Origin of the sequence: Paraburkholderia yinzeri (assembly GCF_046581065.1) — a bacterium.
Taxonomy (GTDB): Bacteria; Pseudomonadota; Gammaproteobacteria; order Burkholderiales; family Burkholderiaceae; genus Paraburkholderia.
Window position 1 is genome coordinate 2,062,957 of record NZ_JBFOCJ010000002.1, and the last position, 26,277, is coordinate 2,089,233.

General features: G+C 63.3%; 25 protein-coding genes and 1 pseudogene. 17 read left to right on the top strand and 9 right to left on the bottom strand.

Going from position 1 to position 26,277, the window contains the following annotated elements; all coding sequences use genetic code 11:
• Positions 1-9 precede the first annotated feature (9 nt).
• From WJ542_RS26400 to WJ542_RS26475, 16 genes are all read left to right on the top strand, one after another.
• Positions 10-1,044 carry an NAD(P)-dependent alcohol dehydrogenase gene (locus tag WJ542_RS26400; protein WP_411192404.1) on the top strand — a complete coding sequence of 345 codons (1,035 nt, stop codon included), beginning with the start codon at positions 10-12 and terminating at the stop codon, positions 1,042-1,044.
• A 3-nt stretch (positions 1,045-1,047) separates the two neighbouring features.
• Positions 1,048-2,220 (top strand): ABC transporter ATP-binding protein, encoded by a 1,173-nt coding sequence (locus tag WJ542_RS26405; protein WP_411192405.1) that lies wholly within the window; start codon positions 1,048-1,050, stop codon positions 2,218-2,220.
• Positions 2,221-2,269: 49 nt separating this feature from the next.
• On the top strand, positions 2,270-3,163 hold the full coding sequence (locus tag WJ542_RS26410; RefSeq protein WP_411192406.1) for an AraC family transcriptional regulator: 894 nt from the start codon (positions 2,270-2,272) through the stop codon (positions 3,161-3,163).
• A gap of 47 nt (positions 3,164-3,210) precedes the next feature.
• On the top strand, positions 3,211-4,671 hold the full coding sequence (gene xylB / locus WJ542_RS26415; RefSeq protein WP_411192407.1) for a xylulokinase: 1,461 nt from the start codon (positions 3,211-3,213) through the stop codon (positions 4,669-4,671).
• A gap of 594 nt (positions 4,672-5,265) precedes the next feature.
• Positions 5,266-6,411, top strand: coding sequence for a porin (locus WJ542_RS26420; RefSeq protein WP_411192408.1), 1,146 nt, complete (start codon positions 5,266-5,268; stop codon positions 6,409-6,411).
• 164 nt (positions 6,412-6,575) lie between these two features.
• A complete protein-coding gene (locus WJ542_RS26425; RefSeq protein ID WP_411192409.1) occupies positions 6,576-7,262 on the top strand; it encodes a GntR family transcriptional regulator in 687 nt (228 codons plus the stop codon).
• A gap of 431 nt (positions 7,263-7,693) precedes the next feature.
• Entirely contained in the window at positions 7,694-8,575 is an 882-nt protein-coding gene (locus WJ542_RS26430; RefSeq protein WP_411192410.1) for an alpha/beta fold hydrolase, read from the top strand.
• Positions 8,568-9,524: a flavin reductase family protein gene (locus WJ542_RS26435; protein ID WP_411192411.1), complete on the top strand. Its 957-nt coding sequence runs from the start codon at positions 8,568-8,570 to the stop codon at positions 9,522-9,524. Before WJ542_RS26430 ends, WJ542_RS26435 begins: the two co-directional genes overlap by 8 nt.
• A 45-nt stretch (positions 9,525-9,569) precedes the next feature.
• Complete coding sequence (locus WJ542_RS26440) at positions 9,570-9,884, top strand: NIPSNAP family protein (protein WP_411192412.1); 315 nt, start codon at positions 9,570-9,572, stop codon at positions 9,882-9,884.
• 75 nt (positions 9,885-9,959) lie between these two features.
• Positions 9,960-10,991: an ABC transporter substrate-binding protein gene (locus tag WJ542_RS26445; protein ID WP_411192413.1), complete on the top strand. Its 1,032-nt coding sequence runs from the start codon at positions 9,960-9,962 to the stop codon at positions 10,989-10,991.
• An 81-nt stretch (positions 10,992-11,072) separates the two neighbouring features.
• Positions 11,073-11,957, top strand: coding sequence for an ABC transporter permease (locus WJ542_RS26450; RefSeq protein WP_411192414.1), 885 nt, complete (start codon positions 11,073-11,075; stop codon positions 11,955-11,957).
• A gap of 1 nt (position 11,958) precedes the next feature.
• Complete coding sequence (locus tag WJ542_RS26455; RefSeq protein WP_411192415.1) at positions 11,959-12,753, top strand: ABC transporter permease; 795 nt, start codon at positions 11,959-11,961, stop codon at positions 12,751-12,753.
• 15 nt (positions 12,754-12,768) lie between these two features.
• Positions 12,769-13,857 carry an ABC transporter ATP-binding protein gene (locus WJ542_RS26460; RefSeq protein ID WP_411192416.1) on the top strand — a complete coding sequence of 363 codons (1,089 nt, stop codon included), beginning with the start codon at positions 12,769-12,771 and terminating at the stop codon, positions 13,855-13,857.
• Between the two features lie 11 nt (positions 13,858-13,868).
• Entirely contained in the window at positions 13,869-14,576 is a 708-nt protein-coding gene (locus WJ542_RS26465) for a GntR family transcriptional regulator (RefSeq protein WP_411192417.1), read from the top strand.
• A gap of 82 nt (positions 14,577-14,658) precedes the next feature.
• Positions 14,659-16,119 carry an NAD-dependent succinate-semialdehyde dehydrogenase gene (locus WJ542_RS26470; RefSeq protein WP_411192418.1) on the top strand — a complete coding sequence of 487 codons (1,461 nt, stop codon included), beginning with the start codon at positions 14,659-14,661 and terminating at the stop codon, positions 16,117-16,119.
• A gap of 43 nt (positions 16,120-16,162) precedes the next feature.
• Complete coding sequence (locus WJ542_RS26475; RefSeq protein WP_411192419.1) at positions 16,163-17,746, top strand: methyl-accepting chemotaxis protein; 1,584 nt, start codon at positions 16,163-16,165, stop codon at positions 17,744-17,746.
• Between the two features lie 54 nt (positions 17,747-17,800).
• On the opposite strand, the gene WJ542_RS26480 is transcribed toward WJ542_RS26475, so the two are convergent.
• The 6 genes from WJ542_RS26480 to WJ542_RS26505 all read right to left on the bottom strand — a co-directional run bounded on the left by WJ542_RS26480 (position 17,801) and on the right by WJ542_RS26505 (position 24,161).
• Entirely contained in the window at positions 17,801-19,216 is a 1,416-nt protein-coding gene (locus WJ542_RS26480; protein WP_411192420.1) for a purine-cytosine permease family protein, read from the bottom strand.
• Positions 19,217-19,318: 102 nt separating this feature from the next.
• Positions 19,319-20,788, bottom strand: coding sequence for an aldehyde dehydrogenase (locus WJ542_RS26485; protein ID WP_411192421.1), 1,470 nt, complete (start codon positions 20,786-20,788; stop codon positions 19,319-19,321).
• A gap of 12 nt (positions 20,789-20,800) precedes the next feature.
• On the bottom strand, positions 20,801-21,838 hold the full coding sequence (locus tag WJ542_RS26490) for an LLM class flavin-dependent oxidoreductase (RefSeq protein WP_411192422.1): 1,038 nt from the start codon (positions 21,836-21,838) through the stop codon (positions 20,801-20,803).
• A gap of 11 nt (positions 21,839-21,849) precedes the next feature.
• Positions 21,850-22,770, bottom strand: coding sequence for a flavin reductase (locus tag WJ542_RS26495; RefSeq protein WP_411192423.1), 921 nt, complete (start codon positions 22,768-22,770; stop codon positions 21,850-21,852).
• 1 nt (position 22,771) lies between these two features.
• Positions 22,772-23,590: an alpha/beta fold hydrolase gene (locus WJ542_RS26500; protein WP_411192424.1), complete on the bottom strand. Its 819-nt coding sequence runs from the start codon at positions 23,588-23,590 to the stop codon at positions 22,772-22,774.
• Positions 23,559-24,161, bottom strand: a complete 603-nt coding sequence (locus tag WJ542_RS26505; protein WP_411192425.1) for an amino acid synthesis family protein — start codon at positions 24,159-24,161, stop codon at positions 23,559-23,561. The genes WJ542_RS26500 and WJ542_RS26505 overlap by 32 nt, the downstream gene beginning before the upstream one ends.
• A gap of 206 nt (positions 24,162-24,367) precedes the next feature.
• On the opposite strand from WJ542_RS26505, the gene WJ542_RS26510 reads away from it, so the two are divergent.
• Entirely contained in the window at positions 24,368-25,123 is a 756-nt protein-coding gene (locus WJ542_RS26510) for a glutamine amidotransferase (protein ID WP_411192426.1), read from the top strand.
• 65 nt (positions 25,124-25,188) lie between these two features.
• On the opposite strand, the gene WJ542_RS26515 is transcribed toward WJ542_RS26510, so the two are convergent.
• The 3 genes and pseudogenes from WJ542_RS26515 to WJ542_RS26525 all read right to left on the bottom strand — a co-directional run.
• Positions 25,189-25,368 carry a hypothetical protein gene (locus WJ542_RS26515; RefSeq protein WP_411192427.1) on the bottom strand — a complete coding sequence of 60 codons (180 nt, stop codon included), beginning with the start codon at positions 25,366-25,368 and terminating at the stop codon, positions 25,189-25,191.
• A 49-nt stretch (positions 25,369-25,417) separates the two neighbouring features.
• Positions 25,418-25,966: a carboxymuconolactone decarboxylase family protein gene (locus tag WJ542_RS26520; RefSeq protein ID WP_411192428.1), complete on the bottom strand. Its 549-nt coding sequence runs from the start codon at positions 25,964-25,966 to the stop codon at positions 25,418-25,420.
• Positions 25,967-26,076: 110 nt separating this feature from the next.
• Positions 26,077-26,246 (bottom strand): annotated as a pseudogene (locus tag WJ542_RS26525) (transcriptional regulator); the annotation flags it as partial.
• Positions 26,247-26,277 lie beyond the last annotated feature (31 nt).

Below are 26,277 nucleotides of genomic sequence, written 5' to 3' on the forward strand. Positions count from 1 at the left end.
GAGATTGCTGTGAAAGCACTGGTACTCGAAGAAGCACGCCGCCTGAGTCTTCGCGACATCGATCTGCCGCTGACGGTGGGTCCGCGCGACGTCAAGATCCGCATTCATACGGTGGGCGTATGCGGCAGCGACGTTCACTATTTCACGCACGGCCGCATCGGGCCGTTCAAGGTGGAGAAACCGATGGTGCTCGGTCACGAGGCGTCGGGCACGGTGGTGGAGGTGGGCGCCGAGGTCAGCCACCTCGAGGTGGGCGACCGCGTCTGCATGGAGCCGGGCGTTCCGCAATTCGATTCGCCGGCCACGATGCGCGGCCTTTACAACCTCGACCCCGCCGTGCGCTTCTGGGCGACACCGCCGATACACGGTTGCCTGACGCCTTATGTCGTGCATCCGGCGTCGTTCACCTATCGTCTGCCCGACAACGTGACGTTCGCGGAAGGCGCGATCGTCGAGCCGCTTTCGATTGGCCTGCAGGCGGCCAAGAAGGCCGCCATGAAGCCCGGCGACGTGGCGGTCGTGATCGGCGCCGGCACCATCGGTGCGATGACCACGCTCGCGGCGCTCGCGGGCGGCGCCTCGCGCGTGATCCTTGCCGACGTCGTGAAAGAGAAGCTCGCGCACTTCGCCAACCATCCGGCCGTCGTCACCGTGCACGCGGCGGAGCAATCGCTCGTCGATGTCGTTCGTGAGGTCACGCAGGACTGGGGCGCCGATGTGGTTTTCGAGGCGTCGGGCAACGGCGCGGTGTTCGAGACGCTGCTCGACCTCGTCTGCCCAGGTGGCTGTGCGGTGCTCGTGGGCATGCCGGCCGCGCCTGTCGCGCTGGACGTGGTGGCGATGCAGGCGAAGGAAGTGCGGCTCGAATCCGTGTTCCGCTACGCCAATATTTTCCCGCGCGCGCTGGCGCTGATCAGCTCGGGCGCGATCGACGTGAATCCGTTCATCTCCCGCAAGTTCGCGTTCTCGCAGGGTGTGAAGGCGTTCGAAGAGGCTGCCGCGGGGCGTCCCGAGGACGTCAAGATCCAGATCGAGATGGACTGAGCCATGGCCAATATCGTCTGCAAGGGGCTGACCAAGCAATACGACGGCGGGGCGCCCGTGCTGCACCCGCTCGACCTGCATATCGACGAAGGGGAATTCGTCGTGCTGCTGGGGCCCTCGGGCTGCGGAAAGTCCACGATGCTGCGCATGATCGCGGGGCTGGAGGAAATCAGCGGCGGCGATCTGATGATCGGCGGCACGGTCGTCAACGAGGTGCCCGCGCGCGAGCGCAACGTCGCGATGGTGTTCCAGAACTACGCGCTCTATCCGCACATGAGCGTGTACGACAACATCGCGTTCGGCCTGCGCCGCCTGCATACGCCGAAAGACGAGATCGACCGGCGCGTGCGCGAGGTCGCGGCGATGCTCAATCTCGACGCGCTGCTCGAACGCAGGCCGCGGGCGATGTCGGGCGGGCAGCAGCAGCGCGCGGCGATCGCGCGCGCGATGATCAAGACACCTTCAGTATTCCTCTTCGACGAGCCGCTGTCGAATCTCGACGCGAAGCTGCGCGCGCAGCTTCGCACCGACATCAAGCGGCTGCATCAGCGCCTCAAGACGACGACGGTCTACGTGACGCACGATCAGCTCGAAGCGATGACGCTCGCGGACCGCGTGATCCTGATGCGCGGCGGCCGGATCGAGCAGGAAGGCACGCCGGGCGAGCTTTACCGGCACCCGCGCACGTTGTTCGCGGCCGGCTTCATCGGCACGCCCGCCATGAACTTCTTCGACGGCATCGTCGAGCGCGGCGGCGAGGCCGTTGCGGTGCGCGTCAAGGGCGAGCGGTGGCCGCTGCACGGCCCGCGCTTCGCCCGGTTGCTGGACGGACAGCCGGTCAAGCTCGCGATCCGGCCGAACTTCGTCGGCGTGACCGAAGGCGCGCACCCGGCCGAAGCGCTTGCGCTACAGGGTGTCGTGGAGCTCGTCGAGGTGCTGGGCGCGGAGGCGCTCGTGACCGTGGAATATTCGGGCGAACGGGTGGCGGCGCTGGTGTCCTCGGCGCGCGTGCCGGCGCCCGGCGCGAGCGTAACGCTGGCATTCGGCGCGCACGACCTGCACGTCTTCGATGCGGGGACCGAGGAAAATGTCTCGCTCGAACTGCAGTACGATACGGCAGATCCGCAGTCCGGCAACCCGGCCGCGTACGTGGCGCTGAAGGCGGGGGTGCATTAGCAGGACGTCATCAAAAGGACAGCGTAGCGATACGTGAAGGAGACGACGCATGAATCCGGATCTCGAACTGGTTCACACCCGGCAGGACGAATCGTTTCGCGCCTGGGTACACGACTATCCGCACACGGTCGCGAAATGGCATTTCCATCCGGAATACGAAATTCACATCATTCGTGAATCGTCGGGCAAGTATTTCGTCGGCGATTACATTGGCGACTTCGCGCCGGGCAATCTCGTCCTGACGGGGCCGAACCTACCGCACAACTGGGTGAGCGACGGCGGCAATGCGATCGCAGTGCCCTCGCGCGACCTCGTGCTGCAGTTTTCGCGCGAGGCCGTGCAGCGCATGGTTTCGGCATTCGCGGAACTGGGTCCGGTGCTGACGCTGATCGACCAGGCCTCGCGAGGCATCCAGTTTCCCGACCGCCTGGGTCTTTCGATTACGCCGCTCATCGAAGAACTCTGCAGCGCGCACGGGGCGCGCCGCGTCGCGCTGCTGATGGCGATCCTCGACGAACTGACGAACTGCGCACAGAGGAAGATGCTCGCCGGCCCCGCCTACGACGTCAACGCGCGGCGCTACATGTCGTCGACGATCAACCAGGTGCTGTCGTATATCCAGCAGAACCTCGCGGGCAATCTGCGCGAAGTCGACGTGGCGGAGTTGTCCGGCATGAGCGTCAGCGCGTTTACGCGCTTCTTCAAGCGGCATACGGGCTGCACGTTCGTTCAATACCAGAATCGCCTGCGCCTGAACGAGGCCTGCGAACTGCTGATGTGCACGAGCCTTGGCGTGACCGACATCTGCTATCGCGTGGGCTTCAACAACGTGTCGAATTTCAACCGGCAATTTCTGGCGCAGAAGGGCATACCGCCTTCGAAGTTTCGCGCGCTCCATCGCCTGAACGAACCCGCGCCGCACGAGCACAAGGCGGCAGCCTGAGCACGCCTCGAACCGGGCATCTGATTGCCCATCAACAGGATCGTACATTGAGTTATCTCGGCATTGATCTCGGCACTTCGGAAGTCAAGGCAGTCCTGACCGACGACGAATCTCGCGTGGTTGCCAGCGCGGGCGTCGCGCTGCGCGTGGAGAACCCCCATCCTCACTGGTCGGAGCAGAGTCCGCAGGACTGGTGGCGGGCGACCGTCGATGCGATCGGCGCCGTGCGGAGCGCGCAGCCGCGCGCGTTTGCGGGGCTGCGCGGCATCGGCCTGTCCGGCCAGATGCATGGCGCGACGCTGCTGGACCGCGGCGGCAACGTGCTGCGGCCGGCGATCCTCTGGAACGACACGCGCGCCTTCGCGGAGTGTGTCGAGCTCGAAGCGCTCGTGCCCGATTCGCGCGCGATCACCGGTAATCTGGCGATGCCGGGTTTTACGGCGCCGAAGCTGCTGTGGCTTTCCAAATACGAGCCGGCGGTATTCGGTTCCGTGCAAAAAGTGCTGCTGCCGAAGGACTATATTGCCTGGCGTCTGACCGGCGAATTCGTCTCCGACCTGTCCGACGCTTCGGGCACGCTGTGGCTCGACGTCGCCAGGCGCGACTGGTCCGACCGCATGCTGGAGGCAACGGGGCTGACGCGCGAACACATGCCGCGGCTCGTCGAGGGCAGCGAGGCGGCGGCGCCGCTGCGCGACGATCTGCGGCGCGAATGGGGTGTGAACGGCAGCGTGGTGGTTTGCGGCGGCGCCGGAGACAACGCGGCGAGCGCGGTGGGTATCGGCGTGGTCAAGACAGGGGAGGCCTTGCTTTCGCTCGGTACGTCCGGCGTGCTCTTCGCTGCCACCGGACGATATGCGCCGAACCCGGCCCAGGCCGTGCACGCGTTCTGTCATTGCGTGCCGGGGCAGTGGCACCAGATGAGCGTGATTCTTTCCGCGGCCGCGAGCCTGCAATGGCTGTCGCGCGTGCTGAAACTCGATGTCGCCGAACTGGTCGAGATGGCGCCGGCCGGCGAGCGCGCCACGGCGCCGATATTTTTGCCCTATCTGAACGGCGAGCGAACGCCGCATAACGATGCCGAAGCAAAGGGCGTGTTTTACGGCATGAGCGCTTCGCACGGTGCGGCCGAGCTGGCCTATAGCGTGATGGAAGGCGTGGCGTTCGCGATGGCCGACGGCTACGCGGCGCTGCAAGGTGCGGGCACGGTGCTGGAAGCGGCGTCGTTCGTCGGAGGCGGATCGCGAAGCGCATTCTGGGGCCGGCTCTGCGCCACGGCGCTCGGTTTTCCGCTCGATCTTCGCGAAGGCAGCGACGTTGGCGCCGCGCTGGGAGCCGGGCGGCTGGCGCGTCTGGCCCGCACCGGCGAAGCGCTCGACACGGTGTGCGTCGCGCCGCCGGTGGTGCGGCGATACGAACCCTCCGGGACTACGCGTGCCATGCTCGACGAACGGCTGGCGCGCTACCGGCGGCTGTATCGGGCGCTTCGGGAAGAATTTCGGGCGTGAAATCCGTTAGCAATACTCAGGACTGCGGCAAGGGCGGAAGAATGGACTCGACCCGATCGCGCTTGCGGGTGCCGTGCACGAAGCGGCACGGCAAGGAACGCTTTCATCGCCCGTTTTGAGGCGGGAACTTATTGCGCTGGTAGACACATTTCTGAACGCGCCACGGCCCACGGCGATCGCCCGGGATCCAGGCAGGTCGCGGCGTTGGCGATCCATCTGACACTGCCGGAAGCCGCCGATCGCCGGTTGTGCGCCTTCCCTCCCACTCCCGCCCATTGCCTGTCCCCGACGCGGAGCCTTTTGCGCTCCCAGCCCCGGCCGATGCCGATCTTCAAAGCAGATGTCAATATCATGGTATTCCATAGTATCGCCTGGGCGAGGCCATGACTAGTATGGCATACCATAATCTTGTCATCGGATCCCGCATGGCGTGACGCGCGCGGCGGGGCGATTCCGGTTGTGCACGAGATTTCCCATCGGCAGGGCGTTGCGGGGCGATGGGCGACGCCGTTCGGTATTGCCCGGGTTCACGCCCGATTTGGGTCATTTCACGCTTTTCTTTATTAGTTGTACAAAACATGGAAGGAGAATGGCATGCGTTTCGGGAAGTGGAAGATCATGGCTCTTCCTTTGCTGGTGAGTTCTGGCGTGCACGCCCAGAGTACGGTGACGATGTACGGTTTGATCGATGAAGGCCTGAACTTCACGAACAACGCGGGGACCGGCCAAGCGTATCGCCTGCAGAGCGGCGACGTGGTGGGCAGCCGCTGGGGCCTCAAAGGCTCCGAAGATCTGGGCGGGGGGCTGGCCGCGATTTTCAGGCTGGAAAATGGGTTCAACGCAAGCAATGGCGCCTTGCAGCAAGGCGGCCGGCTGTTCGGCCGGCAGGCCTACGTAGGTCTCGCGTCGCAGAATTACGGCACGCTGACCGCCGGTCGCCAGTACGATCCGACCGTCGACCTGTTCAGCGCGATCACCGCCGCGGGCAACTGGGGCGACGTTGGCGCGACACCGTTCGACAACGACAATACGGACTGGGACTTCCGCGTCAACAACTCGCTCAAGTACGTTTCGCCGACCATTGCCGGGCTCACGGGCGAGGCCATGTACGGCTTCAGCAACACGAGCGGCTTTGCCGACAACCGGCTCTTCAGCGTGGCGGGACAGTACCAGTACGGCGGCCTGACGGCGGTGGCGGCCTATATGCGGATCGACAACCCCGGCTCGGGCACGTCGGGCGCCGTCACGAACGATAGCGTTTTCTCCGGCGCCGTCCAGCAGAACATCGACGCCGGGCTTGCCTACAAATTCAAGTCGGTGCAGGTTGCGTTCGCCTGGTCGCATACGAGTATCGACAGTCCGACGGGCAACGCCTATCTGTCGGGTTCGATCGCGCCGGCTAACGGCGGCTCGTGGACCAACTGGAAGTTCGACAACTTTCAGATCAACGGGCAATACTTCTTCACGCCCGCTTTCTGGCTCGGTGCATCGTACACCTACACAATGGGCAAGCTGGATACCACGGCCGGGAACTACAGCCCGAAGTGGCATACGGCCCAGCTCACGCTCGACTACGATCTGAGCGCACGCACGTCGCTTTATCTGCAGGGTGCGTATCAGCACGTGCAAAGCGCCAATACGGGTACGCAGTTCGACAACGCGCAGATCCTGGCGGCGGCGGGCCCGTCCTCCACCGTCAATCAGTTCGTGTACCGGATCGCGATGATTCACCGGTTCTGATCGGGCGCCGACGTTTCGCCGGGCGCGTACGCCGGAGGTGCGCGCCCGGGGCCCGGCATCCAGAGATAGCCAGGTTTTCGAATGGTGGATAATATGGCATTCCAGATCGCCGATTACGACGTCATCGTGCGGCCGCCTTTTTATCCGTCCATCTTTCGTGCCCTATGTCAGACCTTAAAGTTGTCCGCGAGACCAAAACGCTTCGTGAATTAACGCTGGACAAATTGCGCGACGCGATCGTGCAGGGTTACTTCCAGCCGGGTGCGCGCCTCGTCGAACGCACGCTGTGCGATGAGCTGGGGGTTAGCCGCACGATTGTGCGAGAGGTGTTGCGGCACCTCGAGACAGAAGGGCTGGTGGAAGTCATTGCGCGGCAGGGGCCGGTCGTGGCGCAGCTCAATCCCGCCCAGGTCAGCGAGATTTATGAATTGCGCGGCCTGCTGGAGGCGAATGCCGCGCGAGCGTGCGCCGAGCAGTCCACGCCCGCACTCGTGAAAGAACTGCGGGACATCCGCAAGAAAATCGAAGCCGCGTTCAAGGCAGAAGACCTGCCAGCCGTGCTCGCCCATACCGAACGCTTTTACGACGCGCTGTTCGAAGGGGCGCAAAAGACCGTTTCCCTCGCCGTGGTCAAGACGCTGAATGCGCGCATCAATCGCTTGCGCGCGCTGACCATCGCCATGCCGGGCCGCAGCGGAGAGTCGAATCGCGAGATGAACAAAATGCTCGATGCCATCGAGCGGCGCGACGGCGATGCGGCGTTTGCCGCCTCCATCGCCCATATCCAGCGCACTTCGGAACTGGCTCAGTCGGCGCTTGCGCAACGAAGCGAGAGCGTATCCAAAGCCTGATCTGAGCGCGTCATTCCTTCGCTCATCGAGAGGCGCCGTCCGGCGATCTCTCGGCGGACCGACCCGGCTCGCGTCCCTTCCCCGATAAAGCGCTGCTCGTGAGCGGCGTTTTTGATTTCTGCCGTCCCCGCTTCCCTTTTTTCGTCGCGTCCGACTCGCGTTGGCTGGCCGGCGGCGACTCCGCATGCCTTCCAAAACCGGCCTCGCACGGCGCTCCGGCGCGCCGCGGGCGAGATTCATGCCACCCGCCGGCATCGCAAGCATTATGGTATTCCATAATATTCGTGAGCCAAGACCATCCATAGTATGGCATACCATAATCTTCTGTGATGTCGACGCGGCTTTCGGGCTGGTTTGGAGCGCAAAATGAGGTTGGAAGTCCGCAGTCTGGCAAGCAGGTCCGTACCCGGAACGCAGGCAGGGCAAGTCGAATGAAGCCCGATCTGCCGCAGGAGCCTGTCGTCACGCGCGGCGTCACGGCAGGCACGAGCTACAGCGTGTACGCGCCGAAGTCGGACGAAGCGCGGGCGACGGTCGTCCTGATCCACGGCGTGGGCATGAACCAGAGCGTGTGGGCGCCGCAGATCGCTCCGCTGACGGCCGCGAACTATGAGGTCGTGGTCTACGACATGCTCGGCCATGGCGGCAGCGCGCTGCCGCCGGACGAACCCACGCTCGGCGACTATGCGGCCCAGCTCGACCGTCTGTTCGGCGACCTGCATATCGGCCATGCGCATGTCGTCGGGCATTCGATGGGCGCGCTCGTCGCGCTGGAGTTCGCCCTGACGCGCGCGCCGCGCACGCTGAGCGTGGCCGCGCTGAATGCGGTCTACGACCGCACGCCCGCCCAGCGCGAAGCAGTGATGTCGCGCGCTGGGACGCTGGGCGAAGCGCCGCTCGATACGGGCGTCGACGCCACGCTCGAACGCTGGTTCGGCGACCCGGTGCCCGCGCACCTGACCCGGGCCGCGCAAGCGGTGCGCCATCTGCTGCTGTCCGTCAATCCGGTCGGCTATGCGCGGACTTACCGTCTCTTCGCCTGTTCGGACGATGTTCACGTGGGCCGTTTGACGAATCTGTCCGTGCCGGCATTGTTCCTGACCGGCGCCTGCGATCCGAACTCGAGTCCGGACATGTCGCACAAGATGGCTGCGGCCGCGCCGTTCGGTCGTGCCGAGGTCATTGCGAACGCGCGTCACATGATGACCGTTAGCGATCCAGAACAAACGAACGAGCGCCTGCTCGCCTTTTTCGCCGCAGCAACGGAGCCCGGCGCGGCAAACCCACCGAACGCTGGAGGATGCGATGCCTGAGCCGATCATCGAAACGGGTTTCGACACGCTTGAATTTCGCCGTGCGCTGGGCGCATTTGTCACCGGCGTGACGGTCGTTACCACGATCCAGCAGGACGGTTCCCCGCGAGGCTTCACGGCCAACTCGTTTGCCTCGGTGTCGCTCGATCCGCCGCTGATTCTCGTATGCATCGCCAAAACCGCATCGAGCCATGCGGTCTTCTCCCGCACCGATCACTTTGCGGTAAGCGTGCTGGCGGAGGACCAGAAGGCGGTGTCCGGCGTATTCGCCTCGAAGTCGCCCGACAAGTTCGCGCAGGTGGCATGGCGCGCCCGCGCAACGGGAGCGCCGGTGATGGACGGCGCGGCGGCCACGTTCGATTGCAAGACGCACGACGTTGTCGATGCGGGCGATCACATCATCCTGATCGGACGTGTTGTCGATTTCGTTCATACGAACTCGTCGCCGCTGGGCTATTGCCGGGGCGCCTACGTGAATTTCAGCCTCTCGCAGGACGCCCTGGCGGCGACCGGCGCACGCGCCCAGGTGGGGGCGATTCTCGAACACCGCGACGGCCTTGTGCTGCTCGAAACGAAAGACGGCCTGCAACTGCCCACGGGCGTCAAGCTCGAACCCGAAAGCGATGCGGCGAGCCTGCGCGGGGTGCTGGCGAAGCTGGGCCTCGTGGCGCATCTCGACTTCATTTTCGCTGTGTTCGAATCGGGCCATGGGCCGTCGGCGAGTGTCCAGGTCTATTACCGCGGCCGTGTGGTCAACAGCGGCGCGGTGTGGATGGACAACGCGATCCACCTCATCCCGCTTTCCCGGATTCCGTGGAACGAATTGCGCGATGAAGCCGTGCGTTCGATGCTGGAGCGCTATGTGCGCGAGCGCAGCGAAGACGCCTTCGGCATTTACGTCGGCGATACGGAAGCCGGGCAAGTGCAGACGCTTTCAGCCACACGTTGATCGGTAACGTTCGATCACCCGATACTGAAATAAGGAGACCCAATCATGTATTACGAAATCCGTACCTATCGCATCAAGACGGGCGCCGTACCCGCGTATTTGAAGCTCGTGGAAGAAGAGGGCATCGAACTGCAAAAGCAGTACCTGGGCCAGTTGGTCGGCTACTTCTTCTCCGAGATCGGCCCGCAGAACCAGATCGTGCATATCTGGGCCTATCCGGGTCTCGACGAGCGGGAACGCCGTCGTGCGGCACTCGCCGCAGATCCGGCCTGGCAGGCTTTCGCGCCGAAGATTCAGGCACTGATGGAAGAGATGGAAAACAAGATCATGAAGCCGGCGCGCTTTTCGCCGCTGGCCTGAGAGACCACGGTCGAGGCCACCGGCCATCCCCACATTCAACGCAGCGCTACTCAACCGATTCCCACGGACACCGACATGAACAGCACACGCTCTCTGATGATGACGCCGCTGATCGCCCTGTGCGCGGCGGCCTTCACGGCCGCGCCGGCGCTTGCCGCCGATCCCATCGTTTTCACGAGCTGGGGTGGAACGACGCAGTCCTCGCAACAGAAAGACTGGGCGCAGCCCTATACGCAATCCAGCGGCGTCAACGTGCTGATGGACGGTCCGACCGACTACGGCAAGCTCAAGGCGATGGTGGACAGCGGGAACGTGAACTGGGACGTCGTGGACGTGGAGGGCGATTTTGCCTATGCGGCGCAAAAGGCGGGGCTGATCGAGCCGATCGATTATTCCGTGGTCAAAAAGGACGAACTCGATCCGCGTTTCTCGACGACCGACGCCGTGGGCAGCTTCTATTACTCGTTCGTGCTCGGCTACAACAAATCGGCCTTCAAGGGCGCGCAGCCGCAGACATGGGCCGATCTGTTCGATACGAAGAAATTCCCCGGTAAACGCACGTTCTATAAGTGGTCCGCGCCGGGCGTGCTCGAAATCGCGCTGCTGGCCGACGGCGTGCCGCCCAACAAGCTTTATCCGCTCGACCTCGACCGCGCGTTCAAGAAACTCGACACGATCAAGAGCGACATTGTCTGGTGGAGCGGCGGTGCGCAGTCGCAGCAGTTGCTCGCCTCGGGTGAAGCGCCGGTCGGCATGTTCTGGAATGGCCGCCTGCATGCGCTCGAACAGACGGGTGTGCCGGTCGGCATTTCGTGGAACCAGAACCTGACCGCCGCGGACATGCTCGTGATCCCGAAGGGCGCGAAGCATAAGGCCGAGGCGATGAAGTTCCTCGCCGTCGCCACGAGCCCCGAGGCGCAGGCGAAATTCGCAACGGACACGGGCTACGCGCCGATCAACGTGAAGTCGGCCGCGATGATGCCGCCGGCGGTCGCGAAGACGCTGCCGGACCAGTACAAGAGCTCGCAGATCGATCTGGACATGAAGTACTGGGCCGACAATCGCGACGCGATTGCGAAGCGCTGGTACGCGTGGCAATCGAAATAGTCGTCGCAGAGAGAGGCGTGCCCCGTAGCGACGGCGAAGCAGGCGGCGCATAGCAGTAACTGAAGAGATGCAGGAGACACCATGCCCAACGTTCTGAGTACCGTCGCCCATCCGCCGGCGACACCCGCGCGCCGGCGGCGCGACTGGCGCAACATCCGCCTGTTGATACCGGGGATCGTGCTCCTCGTGATCTTTTTCATGCTGCCGGTGCTGTCGCTGCTGTTGCGCAGCGTGCTGGAGCCCACCCCGGGACTGCAGAACTACGCGCAGCTTCTCGGCTCCTCCACCTATCTTCGCGTGTTCGGAAACACGTTTCTGGTGGCGGGCGTCGTCACGGTGGTGACGGTGGCGATCGGCTTTCCGACGGCGTGGCTGCTCGCGATCGCGCCGCGCCGGCTCAGCGCCCTGCTGTTTTCGATCCTGCTGCTCTCGATGTGGACCAACCTGCTGGCGCGCACCTTTGCCTGGATGGTGCTGCTCCAGGCCACGGGCCCGATCAATCGCATGTTGATGGCGATCGGCCTCATTCGCGAGCCGCTGGCGCTCGTGAACAACCTGATTGGCGTGACGATCGGCATGACGTACATCATGCTGCCTTTTCTCGTGATGCCGCTTCACGCCACGCTGCGCAGCATCGATCCCTCGACGCTGCGCGCGGCGGCGGTGTGCGGCGCGAGCCGCTGGCAGGCTTTCTGGAAAATTCTCGTGCCGTTGGCCATGCCTGGCATCGCATCGGGCGCGCTGATGGTGTTCGTGATGGCGCTCGGCTATTTCGTGACGCCGGCGTTGCTTGGCGGCGCGCAATACATGATGCTCGCCGAACTGGTTGCCCAGCTCGTGCAGGAACTGCTGAACTGGGGGCTGGCCGGCGCGGCCGCCTTCGTCCTGCTCGCCGTGACGCTCTCGCTCTATGCGCTGCAACTGCGCTTCACGGGCGGCGCGCGCGCCACTACCGGAGGCCACTGACATGTTGCTCGACTTCGACCGTCTGGGCGCGCTGCGCTGGGCGCTGCTGGCTATCGGCGCTGCCGTCGCCCTGTTTCTTCTGCTTCCCATCGTGTTTATCGTCGCTTTGTCGTTCGGCGATTCGCAGTGGCTGATCTTTCCGCCGCCGGGCTGGACGCTGGAGTGGTATCGCCAGTTGTTCACGGATCCGGGCTGGCTGGATTCGCTGCTGACGAGCGCAAAACTCGCGGTGATCGTGACGGCGCTGTCCGTGCTGATCGGTTTTCTCGCCTCGCTCGCGCTGGTGCGGGGCAAGTTTCGCGGGCGCAACGTCGTGAAGGCGTTCTTCCTCACGCCGATGGTGCTGCCCGTCGTGGTGCTGGCGGTGGCTCTCTATGCATTCTTTCTTCGCATTGGACTGAACGGAACGATGACGGGTTTCGTCATCGGCCATCTGATCATCGCCTTGCCGTTTTCGATCATCTCGATCAGCAATTCGCTGTCGAGCTTCGATACCGCACTGGAAGATGCCGCGTTGATCTGCGGGGCCTCGCCGCTCGAAGTGAAGCTGCGCGTGACGCTGCCCGCGATCCGGCTTGGCCTGTTCGCAGCGGCGATCTTCGCGTTCCTCGCATCGTGGGACGAAGTGGTGGTGTCGATCTTCATGTCGAGCCCGACCTTGCAGACGCTGCCCGTGCGCATCTGGGCCACGCTGCGGCAGGACCTGACGCCGGTGGTCGCCGCGGCGTCTTCGCTGCTGGTCGGACTGACGACTGTTTTGATGCTGGCGGGCGCCGTGCTGCGCCGCGCGCGATAACTGAGGTAATTAGCCATGACTTCCGCATTCCTGCAAATCCAGCGCCTGCGCAAGACCTACGACGACGTCGTCGCCATCGATCAGGTCTCGCTCGATGTGCGCAAGGGCGAGTTCATGACCTTCCTCGGGCCGTCGGGCTCGGGCAAGAGCACGACGCTCTATATCGTCGCGGGCTTTCAGGAGCCGACCGAGGGCCGCGTGCTGCTCGACGGCAAGCCGCTGCTTTCGGTCGCGCCGAACAAGCGCAATATCGGCATGGTGTTCCAGCGCTACACGCTCTTTCCGCATTTGACGGTCGGGCAGAACATCGCCTTCCCGCTGCGGGTTCGCCGTCGCCCCGATGCGGAAATCAAAAAGAAGGTCGAGCAAATGCTGGCGCTCGTCCACCTTTCGGAGTTCCGCGACCGCATGCCGGCCCAGCTCTCGGGCGGCCAGCAGCAGCGCGTGGCGATCGCGCGTGCGCTTGCGTACGATCCGCCCGTGCTGCTGATGGACGAACCGCTCTCTGCGCTGGACAAGAAGCTGCGCGAGGAAATCCAGCTCGAACTGCGCCGCATCCATCAGCAGACCGGCGTGACGATACTCTATGTGACGCACGATCAGGAAGAGGCGTTGCGTCTTTCGGATCGTATCGCCGTGTTCAACAAGGGCTGTATCGAACAATGCGGAACCGGCGAGGAACTCTATGCGAATCCGGCTTCGCGCTTCGTCGCGAACTTCATCGGCAATTCGAACTTCCTGCCTGTGCGCATCACGGCACGCAACGCAGCGCAATCGAGCGCGGTGTTTCCGAGCGGCCATGAAGTCGCCGCCGCGGGCGACGCCACGCTTTCGGTGGGAAACGACGGCACGCTGATGGTCCGCCCCGAACAGATCCGCCTTCGCGCGCTCGATGCGGCGAAAAATGCGGCAGGCTTGCCGGTGACGGTTCGGGACATCACGTATCTGGGCGACGTCATGCACTACTCGGTGAGGACACCCTGGGAACAGGACGTGTCGGTGAGAATGCCGGCCGGCGACCATCGCGATAGCGGCATAGTCATCGGTACCCAGGCCTGGGTCGACTGGGACGCGCGCGACGTTCGGCTGTTCGCGCAAGCTTGATCGGGCACGCGATGAGCGAATCGTTTTTGTCCCTGAAAGTCGAGCGCCGAACCACCACGTTACGAGAGCTGGCGCTAGAGAAAATGCGCGGCGCCATTCTCGACGCCCGTTTCCAGCCGGGCGACCGGCTGGTCGAACGTACGTTATGCGAAGAACTGGGCGTGAGCCGTACGGTCGTGCGCGAGGTCCTGCGCCATCTGGAAACGGAGGGGCTGGTCGAGATCCGGGCGAACCAGGGGCCGATCGTGGCCGTGCTCGATCTCGAACGGGCCACCGAGATCTACGAGATTCGAGCGCTGCTGGAGGGGGAGGCGGCGGCTGCCTGCGCCCAATTCGCCGATCGATCGATCATTGCGGACCTCGAAAAGCGGATCGACCAGATCGAACTCGCTTTCCACGACCAGGATTATGGCGCGGTGCGCTCGCTTACGACCGCCTTTTACGAGCGCATGTTCACGGCGGGGCACAAACATGTCGCCTGGGAGATCGTGCAGTCGTTGACGGCGCGAATCAACCGCCTGCGGGCCTTGACGATCGCGTCCGACGATCGCGGACGCCAGGCCGTTGCGGAAATGCGCCGGATATTGGCGGCGCTACGCGCGGGGGATGCCGCTGCCGCGCGTAGCGCGGCCGTCACGCACGTCAGCCGGGTGGCGGAAATCGCCCGGAAGCTGCTGGTTGAAGGGCAAGAGCACTTGCTGCTGAAACAGGCGGGCTGACGACGGATACGCGCTTTCCTTCTCGCTGGCCCACCGGACGTCGGGTCTCGCGAATCATTTTCAAACACCTTCAGGAAAGTCCATGGAATTGGCAACCCGGTTGAAAGATCCGCTGCTGTTTCGACAGCAGGCGTATGTAAGCGGTGAATGGCGCAGCGCGGCGAATACCGAAACGTTTGAGGTTCGCGATCCCGCGACCGGCTCGCTTGTCGGCAGCGTTCCCTTGATGGGCGCGACGGAAACCCGTGAAGCGATAGCCGCAGCGAATGCCGCCTGGCCCGCGTGGCGCAACAAGACAGCCAGGGAGCGTGCGGCCATTCTGCGCCGATGGTTCGAGCTGATGGCGCAGAATGCCGACGACCTTGCTCTGATCCTGTCGACGGAGCAGGGCAAGTCGCTCAATGAGGCGAAAGGTGAAATTGCGTACGCGGCGTCCTTTCTCGAATGGTTTGCCGAAGAAGGCAAGCGCGTGTACGGCGACACGATTCCGACACCCGCGAGCGACAAGCGCATCGTCGTGGTGAAGGAGCCGGTGGGGGTGTGCGCCGCGATTACGCCGTGGAATTTTCCGGCGGCGATGATTACCCGTAAGGTTGGCCCCGCGCTTGCGGCGGGTTGCACGATCGTCGTCAAGCCAGCCGAGGCGACGCCGTTTTCGGCGCTGGCCATGGCCGTGCTGGCCGAACGTGCGGGCGTGCCCGCGGGCGTGTTCAGCGTCGTGACGGGTGACCCGAAGGCGATTGGCGGCGAGCTGACGTCGAACCCCATCGTGCGCAAGCTCTCGTTCACGGGGTCGACGCCCGTGGGGCGCCTTCTGATGAGCCAGTGCGCAGCGACCGTCAAGAAGGTCTCGCTCGAACTGGGCGGCAACGCGCCGTTCATCGTGTTCGACGACGCCGATATCGATGCGGCCGTGCAAGGTGCCATCGCATCGAAGTATCGCAACAGCGGGCAGACATGTGTTTGCACGAACCGCTTCTACGTTCATGAGGCTGTCTACGATCAGTTCACCGAAAAGCTGGCTTCGGCGGTCGGCCGCTTGAAGGTGGGACGCGGCACGGAGCCCGGCGTCGAACAGGGACCGCTGATCAACGAGGCGGCCGTGCAGAAAGTCGAAGCGCACATCGCGGACGCCGTAGCGAAGGGCGCATCCGTGGTGACGGGCGGAAAACGTCACGCGCTCGGCCACGGTTTCTTCGAACCGACCGTGCTCAGGGACGTCACGCCGGCGATGAAAGTCGCGAAGGAGGAGACGTTCGGACCTCTCGCGCCGCTATTCAGGTTCACGAGCGACGATGAGGTGATCCGGTTCGCAAACGACACCGAATTCGGTCTCGCCGCGTACTTCTATAGTCGCGACATCGGCCGCGTATGGAAAGTCGCGGAAGCGCTCGAGTACGGAATGGTGGGTGTGAACACGGGCCTGATCTCGAACGAAGTCGCGCCGTTTGGCGGCGTGAAGCAGTCGGGCATGGGGCGCGAAGGCTCGCACTATGGCATCGACGACTACGTGATCGTCAAATACCTCTGCATGGCGGTGTGAGCGGGGGCGCGGTAGACCTATCCAATTATCTTGAAGTCTAAAAATGAAAACCATTAAAGACTTGCCCATTGCCAGCAAAATCTCAATCGCGTTTTCGAGCGCGATTTTTGCTTTTATTGTCAGTGCGGGTATTTGCCTTTTCAGCGTTCGCGCTATCGACCAGAAACAGAAGGATATCGAAGCATCGGAGCAGATACTGATTCTGCTAAAGGACGGGTCGGCCGACTATCTCAACATCGTCTGGGCGGTGCTCGCGAACAACCTCAACGGCAAGGCGGCGCACCGGCAGTGGATCGTCGATCACCGGGGCGACTTCGGCGACAAGATGGCGAGACTGCGCGCGATGGACCGAAGCCTCGCAGGGGATGCGCTCAGCCGCGAATGCCAGCAGGAATACGATGCCTGGCTAGGAAAAGTCGTAGATCCGCTCGTGGACATGCGAAAGAAGGTGGACGCCTACAGCGTGAGCGTAAGCGATTTGTCCGGGCTCACCGAAGGTTTCGGATCCTATCTGGGCACCGAAAAGTTGATCGAGGCAATCGGCAAGCTGGACAGTTACGAGCAGACGCGAATGTCGGCCAACCGGGTGGCGCTGGATTCCCTGCGCACGACGATTTACGTGAGCGTAATCGTCGCGTCGCTGATCGCCGTGCTCGCGTCCATCCTCGCGGGGCGGTGGCTTTCGCTTGCGATCTCCCGTCCCCTGAAACAGGCAGTTTCCGTGGCAACGTGCGTCGCCGAAGGCGATCTGACGAATCGCATCCAGGCGACGTCGGAGGACGAAACCGGGCAGTTGATGCTGGCGATGCAGGCGATGAACCAGAGCCTCGGGACGATCGTGGCCGGAGTGCGCTCCGGTGCCGACCGCATTGCTTCCGCCTCCAGTGAGATCGCGGCCGGCAATCTCGATCTTTCTTCGCGCACCGAAGAGCAGGCGAGCTCGCTAGAGGAAACGGCGGCCAGCATGACGCAACTGACCGAAACCGTGCGCCAGAATGCGGACAACGCCCGCGAGGCCAGCCTGCTTGCCACGCGCGCATCCAGTCTGGCGGACGCCGGCAACGAGGCGGTACACGGCATGGTCGAGACGATCGGGCGGATCAGCGGCAGCTCGGACCAGATCTCGGAGATCACGGGGGTGATCGAAGGAATCGCCTTTCAGACCAACATTCTGGCCTTGAACGCGGCGGTGGAAGCCGCGCGGGCAGGGGACCAGGGACGCGGGTTCGCCGTCGTCGCCAATGAGGTGCGTGGGCTCGCGCAACGCTCGGCAACGGCCGCGCGGGAAATCAAGGAGCTCATCGGTTCGTCGGTGGAAACGATTCGCAACGGCGCCAGGCAGGCGCACGACGCAGGCGGCACGATGGCGGAAGTGAAGCTCGCGATCAAACAGGTGGCGGACATCGTGGGCGAGATCGCGGCGGCTTCCGACGAACAGAGCCGGGGCATCGAGCAGGTCAATCAGGCCGTGAACCTGATGGACAAGGTCACGCAGCAAAACGCGGCGCTCGTCGAGCAGGCGGCTGCCGCGGCCCAGTCTCTCGAAGATCAGGCGATGGATCTCAAAGGTGCGGTGTCGGTGTTCGTGCTCGCCGATCACCACGATCACGCTGATCGGCATGCATGAACCGCGGCGCAGCCGGCTCGTGTCTAACAACGATCCGGCTGCAGATCGCAGGGCTTACTCGGAAGCGGTGGCGCCTGCGGGCGCCCGGCTGGGGGAGCGCGAACCGTCGTTCGGCGCGAGCAGGTAGTAGGCAAGTGCTGTTGCGACGAGGCCGACCATCCACGAGACATCGGCGCCGCCCATCATTGAGGCCCAGGGGCCATGAAAGAAGCTCTCTTCCATGAACGGAACCTGAATCGCAATTCCGAAGACGTAAATCGCAATGGCCTTGAAATTGAACGAACCGTACACGCCGCCGTTGTTGCCGATGATCTCGGCGACCCGATAGCGCCGGTGGTTGACGAGATAGAAGTCGACCAGATTGATGGCGATCCAGGGCGCGAGAACGATGCGCAACGCGAAAATCGCATTCAGAAAGAGGGCGATGAAGTTGCTCGACGCCCACAGCGCGGTCACGGTGGACGCAACCAGCAAGACTGTCGATACGACGATACGAACACGCCGGCCAGGCACCCACTCGGGACGGAACGTTTGCGCTGCGGTGATGAACGACAGCACCGCGCCATACAGATTCATGCCGTTATGGCCAATGATGTTGACGAGGAAAAGGAAGATCAGGACGTAGCCGAACAGGCCTGTCTGCGTCCGGATGGCCTGCATCGCGTCGGTGGAGTGACCGGTACTCACGGCGACCACGCCGAAGACGAACGCGAAGATCGTTCCCAGCGACGTGCCGAAGTACGTGAAGGCGAAGGTCTTGCCGAACCCGGTGGACACCGGCAGATAGCGCGAGTAATCGGACGTATAGGGTGCGAAGCTGATTTGCCAGATCGCGCACAGTCCGAACATGGCAAACCAGTTCGAAAGCTCGAAATGGCCTTGCTGGAAGGCGCGGGCGTCGAGGTTAGGCGCCATCAGCAGCATGCCGATCACGAGCGCGCTGCCCATGAACCACGCGCCGATCTTGTTGAAGCGATGGATGAAGTGATAGCCGATCACGCCGACCAGCGTCGCGAGGAGAGCGCCCAGCACGGTCGCCAGCGGTACGGGAACCGGCGGCGCGGCAGCGTGCAGCGTCTTGCCCGCGAGAATGATGTTCGAGACGAAGAAGCCGAGATAAATCAAGGTGGTGAAGCCCACCACGAGCAACGACCCATAGCGGCCGAATTGCGCGCGGCTTTGAATCATCTGCGGCACGCCGACGAGCGGCCCCTGCGCGGAGGTGAGGGCATGAAAGATCGCGCCGAAGAACTGCCCGGCCGCAATGGCGAGAATGGCGCTCACCAGATCCAGGTGGAAGATCAACACCGAGGTGGCGCCGGAAATCACGGCCAATGGCGCGACGTTCGTGCAAAACCACAGGGTGAAGAGGTCGACCGGTTTGCCGTGCCGATTCTCCGGGGCAACATACTCGATCGAATTGCTTTCGATGGTCAGAACGCTGTTATCGTTCGACGGGTTGTTCATCATGTCTCCATCTTTATTGCCAGGCTACGCCGCGCCATGCCCGGTAAGGGCATGGCGCAGGTTTTGAATCGATGCGGCGGGTGAGTGGCGCGCGCCGGTGTGCGCTCAGCGCATCACGAACGGGTCGCTGATCGGATCGTCCGACGTGCGAAGCCATACCGACTTCGTCGTCGTATATTCCAGCGCGGCGCTGAATCCGCCTTCGCGGCCGTGCCCGGAGCGTCCGAAGCCGCCGAACGGCACGAGCGGCGATACGGCCCGATAGGTGTTGATCCAGACGATGCCGGAGCGAACGCGCTTCGAGACGCGGTGCGCGCGCGTGAGATTGGTGGTGAAAATACCCGCAGCGAGACCGTAGGCCGTGCTGTTGGCCTTTTCGATCGCTTCCTGTTCGGAGGCGAACGTGTCCACGGAAAGCACCGGCCCAAAGAGTTCGGTCGTGATGCTGTCCGCGTTCGCAACGCCGCTGCAGTCCAGAATCGTGGGCGCGTAATAGTACCCGGGCCGATCGAGCTTCTCCGCACCGGCGAGCGCCCTGGCGCCCTGCTGCACGGAACGCGCGACGACGGACTCGATGTGGCGCAGTTGCTTTTCGGTACACAGCGGCCCGTATTCCGTCGCCATGTCGTTCGGCAAACCCACGCGAATGCGCGAAACGCGTTCGACCAGCAATGCAAGGAATGTGTCCTTGATGGAGGCCTCGATCAGCAGTCGCGATCCCGCGACGCAGCTTTGACCGCTTGCGGCGAAAATAGCCGCAACCTGCGCATTCACCGCGCTCTGGATATCCGCGTCGGCGAAGACGATGAACGGCGACTTGCCGCCCAGTTCCAGCGAGACCCGGGCGAGATTGTTCGATGTGTTCGCGACGATGTGCTTCGCGGTTTCCGGGCCGCCCGTGAAGGCGACCTTATCCACTTTGGGATGGCCGCTGAGCACCGCGCCGCATTCCGCGCCGAAGCCCGTGATCACGTTGACGACGCCCGGCGGAAAGCCGGCCTCGTGCACGAGCCTCGCGAACTCCAGCAAGGGGCCGGGCGCTTCCTCGGAGGCCTTCAGCACCACCGTGCAACCGGCGGCGAGCGCGGGCCCTACCTTCACCGCGGAAAGGAACAACTGGCTGTTCCACGGCACGATCGCGGCCACCACGCCAACCGGTTGCCGTTCGAGCCAGACCTGCATGTCCGGCTTGTCGACCGGAATGTGGCTGCCCTGGATCTTGTCGGCGATGCCGGCGTAGTAACGGTAGTACTCCGCAACATACGCGATCTGGCTGGACGTCTCGCGGATGATCTTGCCGGTATCGTGGGTTTCAATTTCAGCGAGTCGCGGCGCGGCCTTTTCGACAAGGTCGGCGAGCTTGTAGAGCAGTTTGCCCCGGCTCGACGCGGTGATGCCGGCCCACGCGGGATCGCTCAGCGCGCGGCTGGCGGCTTCCACGGCCCGGTTGACCTCGCCGGTCCGGGCTTCGGGCATCTGCGCCCAGACTTCGCCCGTGGCCGGGTTCAGGCTGCCGAAGGTCGCGGCGCCGGGTTCGAACCGGCCGTCGATATACAGCTGAAATTGAACACTCATGGAATCACGCCCTCACTGAAAGGCAGGCATCACGTCGTTGATCATGCGCTCGAGCGAAGCCTTCTTGCGCTCGAAGCTCATGCCGGTGTCGATCCAGAAGGAGTACTCGTCGAATCCGAGTGCCTCGTAGGCCTTCAGGCGCGCGATCACCTCTTCGGGCGTGCCGATCACGTTGTTCTTGCGCATGGCTTCCGGCGTATAGAACGGGTGCGCGTCGATCTCTTCCTGGCTCAAGGTCTTGATGAGACCGCGGCTGACCGGACGCTCGTTCTTGAACCACGCGCCGAAGTAGTTGTAGAACACGTTCACTTCATTGGCCGCCACTTGCGCGTCGTCTTCGCTGCTCGCCACGTAGGTATGGCGCAGCAACATGATCTGCGGGCGCGGCATGTCGCTGAACTTCTCGCACGCCGCGTTGAAGTGGCCCACGAGCTTTTCGACCTCTTCGTCGCCGAAGTGCAGCGGCGTGACCTGAACGTTGCAGCCATTGGACACGGCGAATTCATGGCTGTTGGGGTCGCGCGCCGCGACCCAGATGGGGGGATGCGGCTGCTGGAGCGGCAGCGGAGACGAGGTCGTCGAAGGGAACGACCAGAACTCGCCTTCGTGCGCATAGTCGCCTTCCCATAGCTTTTTCACTGCCGGAATGAGTTCGCGCATTCTCTGCCCGGCGCCCCATGCGTCGAGGCCGGGGCTCAAGCGTTCGTATTCGAACGAATAAGCGCCCCGCGCGATGCCCAGCTCCAGGCGGCCGTTGGTGATGATGTCGGTCATCGCCGCTTCGCCCGCGAGCTTGATGGGGTGCCAGAACGGCGCGATGACCGTGCCGGTGCCGAGCCTCACGTTCGTCGTCTTGTTGGCGAGGTCCGCGAGGTTGAGGAACGGATTGGGCGCGATCGTGAAGTTCATGCCGTGGTGCTCGCCGGTCCAGACGGCGTGCATGCCGCCCCGGTCCGCGATCTGGCACAACTCGACCATTTCGTCGTACAACTGCTTTTGACTGGTCTGGTCGGAGACGCGCTCCATATGAACGAAAAGCGAAAAACGCATGGGGTAACCTTTCAGGAAAGAAGCGGGCGGACCGTGCCGTTGCTGTGATCGCCGTAATACATGCCGTAGCTCTTCAACTGGCTTTCCTTGCGGTAGCGTTCGAGCATGCTGGCCACTGCGCCGTCCTGGAAGCCGTCTGTCCCGATGTCGTCGAGGCTGACGAATTCGCCCGTGGCGGCGGACTCATCCGGTGCACTGCAGAGAAACGAAATGTACTGGTAATGCGTTTCGGTGTTGTTGTACGCCGAATAGATGAAACTTGCCGAAGCGTGCGGCTGGTAGGTGTTGAAAAGCTCGGCGAGCGCCTTGTCCGCGCCTTCCTTGCCGATTTCCTTCGAAGGCAGGCTCCATTTGTTGTCCGCCGTCTTGGTCAGCAGCACCTTGTCGTCGCGCGCGATGATCGCGCTGACGATGACTTTCGGCCCGGCGATGACCTCGGCGGACACCTTCGCCGGCGTGAAATAGCCGCCGCGGTAATAACCGAGGCCGGCGTAGCCCGCGGAATGGAACGCCTCGACTTTGCCGACGATCAGGGCGTGGTCGCCCGCGTCGATCACCGCGTGCGTGGTGCAGTCGAACCAGGCGCTGACGTCGTCGATGAGCGGGTTGTGATTCGCGCTCAGATGCCAGCCCAGATTGGCGAAGCGATCGTCGCTGGGCCGCGCGAAGGTATTGGACAAATCCTTCTGGCCCTCCGCGAGGATATTGATGGCGAAGTGCCGCGTCGTGGAAAACGTCGGATAGTTGCCCGACGTTTTCGCGATGCTCACCAGCAGCAAGGCGGGGTCCAGCGACACCGACGTGAACGAATTGGCGGTGAAGCCGAGCGGCTTGCCGTCTTCGCGCGCGGTGGTCACGATCGTGACGCCCGTCATGAACGCGCCGAATGCGTCGCGAAGTTCGCGGGTATTGAGTTTTGTCTCGTGGCTCATGTCACGCTTCCGACTTCATGGTTTCGACCCGCGGCTCGGTCTGCAACCAGGCGCGCAAGGCGAGATTGACTTCGTGGGGTGCGGTCAGGTTTGCCATGTGCCGCTCGTTTTCGATCACGACCGCCGTTCCGTTGCTGGCTGCCGCGGCCATCTGTCTTGCCATCTCCGGCGTCGAATTCGGATCGTCGGAGCCGGTGAGAACGAGAGCCGGGCAGGCAATCGTGTGCCAGCCATCGGCATAGATTTCATCGCCCTTTGCGAAAGCCGTATAAGCCGTGGCGTAACCCGCGAGATCGACGGATTTTAGCCAGGACTCGACCTTCTGCGCCGCGGCCTGTTGTGCTTCCTCGGCATTGAACCAGCGCTTGAGCGGCGTATCGATGTCAATGGTTCCGGATCGCAGTTCGGCGGCGCGCTGGAGCACCGCTTCGCGCGCCTCCTCCGTGCGGCGATATACACCGTTCAGGACCGCGACGCGCTGGACCAGATCGGGCCGCGTAACGGCAACGCCTGCCGCAATCAGCGAGCCCATCGAGTGGCCGGCCAGATTGACCGGGCCGAGATCCAGCGCCTCGATGAACTCGATCGCCCAGGCCACGAACTGCTGCAGCCCGGCATTCGCTTCGAGTGCGCCGCTCTTGCCATGCCCCGGCATATCGACCGAAATGACGCGGAATCCGGAAGCGAGCTCGTCGATCTGCGGATACCACGCGAGCGCCTGCATGCCGACACCGTGAATCAGGACCAGCGGCTCGCCGGTGCCCTGTTCGAGATAATGGGCAACGCGATTAGTTGACAGCTGCAGGGTTCTTGACATCATTTCCGAGCTCTGCGAGATCTTTGTAGCGGTCGCCAATGCGGTGATGCGGACGGCCGCCGGTCGCGCCGCCGATAGCGACGACCAGTTCGTCGGCCGCCGGCGCATCGGCAATGGCGAACTGGAGCGTCAGGTAGTGCGAGCGGCGGCCCTCGTCGTTCTTGTCCATCATCGGGATGAGCAGGGGCGCATTCGCCGGGCCGCGCGTGTTGTTGAAGGCCAGATACGACTTCGCGCCAACGGCCGAACGGTAGGTGTTGCCGAAGTGCAGCGTATGGATCAGCGCCGAGGCATGCTCCAGTTCGCCGTCCACGCCGACGATGGCGCTCTTGCCAAACGCCTCGACCGCTTCGCCCGAACCGGCTTCGTCCAGGATGAGCTTCGTCAGGTACTCGCTGAGTTGCGGCGCGAGCGCGCGAATCTCCGGCGAAAGGTCTTCGATGTAGCCGCGGCCCGCCCACGGGTTCTTGATGACCGCTGCCGCGCCAATCATCTTCAGTGGCTTTGCGGCGGCTTTGTCGCCGTCTACATAGACGGTCTCGACGTGGAGGACGGATTTGCGAATCAGGCTCATGGCACGTTCCTTTCGTACGTTGATCACGGGTTTCATTTTGGTATACCATGTTACGGAACACCATAAGCGTTAACCCTGCAAGGGAATTCACAGAGAACGGCCATGGCCTTTCGGCGTGGAGAATGCGATGCTCCTGGCTGGCGCGGATCCGATCAACGTGACGTATCGGGCGCCTGGCTTGTTCTTCTCATGGGTAGGGATTTTTTATGTCTGCGATTGCTTCGCCGACTCGACCGCTGGCCATATTCAAGCTCGATTCGACTTTCCCCGAGCTATCTGCGGCGGCGGGAGATTTCGAGGACTGGTTTCAGCAGGCCGTCATTGATCACGGTATGCCGGTGCAGATCTGGAATGCGCGAGGCGAAGGTGCGCTGCCCGAGCCGGCCGCGCTAGCCGGCGTGATTCTGACCGGCTCCGCGTGTATGGTCACGGCTCGACAGCCGTGGAGCGAGCGTCTGCGACTATGGCTGCGACAGGCGGTGGGCGCCGGGCTTCCCGTGCTGGGTGTCCGCTACGGGCATCAATTGCTGGCCGATGCACTGGGCGGGTGTGTGGCTGCACGGCCCGAGGGGGCCGAGGTTGGAACGATATCGGTGGGACGTCACGCGATTTCCGATAACGACCCGCTGTTTGCCGGATTACCGCAGCAGTTTTTTGCGCAGTCGGTTCATTGGCAGTCTGTCATGCGCTTACCCGAACAAGCCGTCCTGCTGGCGGGATCGGAGGCCGATCCCCATCAGGCTTATCGTGTCGGGGAGAACGCGTGGGGCGTGCAATTTCATCCCGAGTTTCCAATGGCTGCCATGCGCTTCTACATCGAGACCTACGAAGACACGCTGCGAAAAGAAGGACAGGACCCGTTACGGCTTGCCCGGCAGGTTCGGGAGACGCCCGAGGCGGGAGGATTGTTGCCCGCGTTTGCGAAGATATGCAACGCGCGTCTCCTTCGGATGACTGAATAAGAGCAGCGTGATCTCGAAGGGTTAAACGTTGGGGATGCCGGGGTACCGGGCGCCGGAATGGCGCGCTACGGGACGCAGCAATGGCATCGCGTGAACTTGCGATAGAGCTGGAGCGCGAGCCCGCCGGCCACCACGATCAATGCGCCGCCGATACTCGAGTCGACACTCGTCATGACCTCGGCGAGATAGACCGCGGCCGCTGCTATCCGGGGATGAAAGAGCGCCCTGTTGCGAAGGTTATGCACTTGAATTCTCCAATGGATAGATGGCGGCCGGACCCTCAACGCTCCGGCCTCAGGCTTGCCAGGCGTAGGGCTGGAACCTCTCTTCCAGCGGCAACCGGGCGACGCTCGCGGTGTAGTTCGTCATTGTCGAGGCGGCAACCACGAGGATGACGTCGAGCACCCGCGCCGGGTCGAAGCCTGCTTCGGTAAACGAAGCGATGTCGTGATCGTCGACGCGGCCGCGCTTTTCGATCAGCGTGCGGGCGAGGCGTGACAGCGCCGCAAACTTGAGGTCCTGCGGGAAGCGGCGTTCGCGGATCGCCTGCACGTCGGCCTCGCTCAGACCTTCCTTGAGCGCGAGGAACGAGTGGAAGGCGACCGGCCACGCGGAGCCGTTGGTCACCGCGTTGGTGAGCAGCAGCACCTGGACCTGAGCTTCGGTGAAGTTGCCGCCATGCACCTGCTGGAACACGCCGACAAGGCCATTGATCAGCTTCGGCGAGCCGGCGATGGCGCCGGCAATGTTGGGCACCATGCCGAAGGCCTGAGCGAGGCCGTTCATCGCGGGCTTCGATTGTTCGGGTGCGGAGTCGAGCCTATAGATGGGGAAGTGAGCCATGATGTTTCCTTGAGCGTGGAAGGTATCGTTGAGATCGGTCAAGCGACAGGCACAGGTTAGTGAGCGGCGCGAGGTCTGCCAATTACATGGCAGGTAATCAGCAAGTCGAATTATTCGCGGGCCAGATCGAGCAAGGCGAGGTGCCGCGTTTCGGTTTCGTCGTCGGCGGAAACAGGCATTCGATCCGCAGTTCCTGCGCAGCGACAGTCAACGGCGTTCCGACCGTGGTGATCATCGAGAAGTAGTCGAGTACCGCGCCGTCGTTGATGAAGCCCATTGGCTCCCGCGTGCGATAGTCGCTGAACCTGGCG

What these genes read in the sequence shown, in the direction of transcription:
- WJ542_RS26405 (WP_411192405.1), top strand. Translation starts at nt 1,048, where the DNA reads ATGGCCAATATCGTCTGCAAGGGGCTGACCAAGCAATACGACGGCGGG.
- WJ542_RS26410 (WP_411192406.1), top strand. Translation starts at nt 2,270, where the DNA reads ATGAATCCGGATCTCGAACTGGTTCACACCCGGCAGGACGAATCGTTT.
- WJ542_RS26420 (WP_411192408.1), top strand. Translation starts at nt 5,266, where the DNA reads ATGCGTTTCGGGAAGTGGAAGATCATGGCTCTTCCTTTGCTGGTGAGT.
- WJ542_RS26425 (WP_411192409.1), top strand. Translation starts at nt 6,576, where the DNA reads ATGTCAGACCTTAAAGTTGTCCGCGAGACCAAAACGCTTCGTGAATTA.
- WJ542_RS26430 (WP_411192410.1), top strand. Translation starts at nt 7,694, where the DNA reads ATGAAGCCCGATCTGCCGCAGGAGCCTGTCGTCACGCGCGGCGTCACG.
- WJ542_RS26435 (WP_411192411.1), top strand. Translation starts at nt 8,568, where the DNA reads ATGCCTGAGCCGATCATCGAAACGGGTTTCGACACGCTTGAATTTCGC.
- WJ542_RS26440 (WP_411192412.1), top strand. Translation starts at nt 9,570, where the DNA reads ATGTATTACGAAATCCGTACCTATCGCATCAAGACGGGCGCCGTACCC.
- WJ542_RS26445 (WP_411192413.1), top strand. Translation starts at nt 9,960, where the DNA reads ATGAACAGCACACGCTCTCTGATGATGACGCCGCTGATCGCCCTGTGC.
- WJ542_RS26450 (WP_411192414.1), top strand. Translation starts at nt 11,073, where the DNA reads ATGCCCAACGTTCTGAGTACCGTCGCCCATCCGCCGGCGACACCCGCG.
- WJ542_RS26455 (WP_411192415.1), top strand. Translation starts at nt 11,959, where the DNA reads ATGTTGCTCGACTTCGACCGTCTGGGCGCGCTGCGCTGGGCGCTGCTG.
- WJ542_RS26460 (WP_411192416.1), top strand. Translation starts at nt 12,769, where the DNA reads ATGACTTCCGCATTCCTGCAAATCCAGCGCCTGCGCAAGACCTACGAC.
- WJ542_RS26465 (WP_411192417.1), top strand. Translation starts at nt 13,869, where the DNA reads ATGAGCGAATCGTTTTTGTCCCTGAAAGTCGAGCGCCGAACCACCACG.
- WJ542_RS26470 (WP_411192418.1), top strand. Translation starts at nt 14,659, where the DNA reads ATGGAATTGGCAACCCGGTTGAAAGATCCGCTGCTGTTTCGACAGCAG.
- WJ542_RS26475 (WP_411192419.1), top strand. Translation starts at nt 16,163, where the DNA reads ATGAAAACCATTAAAGACTTGCCCATTGCCAGCAAAATCTCAATCGCG.
- WJ542_RS26480 (WP_411192420.1), bottom strand. Translation starts at nt 19,216, where the DNA reads ATGATGAACAACCCGTCGAACGATAACAGCGTTCTGACCATCGAAAGC.
- WJ542_RS26485 (WP_411192421.1), bottom strand. Translation starts at nt 20,788, where the DNA reads ATGAGTGTTCAATTTCAGCTGTATATCGACGGCCGGTTCGAACCCGGC.
- WJ542_RS26490 (WP_411192422.1), bottom strand. Translation starts at nt 21,838, where the DNA reads ATGCGTTTTTCGCTTTTCGTTCATATGGAGCGCGTCTCCGACCAGACC.
- WJ542_RS26495 (WP_411192423.1), bottom strand. Translation starts at nt 22,770, where the DNA reads ATGAGCCACGAGACAAAACTCAATACCCGCGAACTTCGCGACGCATTC.
- WJ542_RS26500 (WP_411192424.1), bottom strand. Translation starts at nt 23,590, where the DNA reads ATGATGTCAAGAACCCTGCAGCTGTCAACTAATCGCGTTGCCCATTAT.
- WJ542_RS26505 (WP_411192425.1), bottom strand. Translation starts at nt 24,161, where the DNA reads ATGAGCCTGATTCGCAAATCCGTCCTCCACGTCGAGACCGTCTATGTA.
- WJ542_RS26510 (WP_411192426.1), top strand. Translation starts at nt 24,368, where the DNA reads ATGTCTGCGATTGCTTCGCCGACTCGACCGCTGGCCATATTCAAGCTC.
- WJ542_RS26520 (WP_411192428.1), bottom strand. Translation starts at nt 25,966, where the DNA reads ATGGCTCACTTCCCCATCTATAGGCTCGACTCCGCACCCGAACAATCG.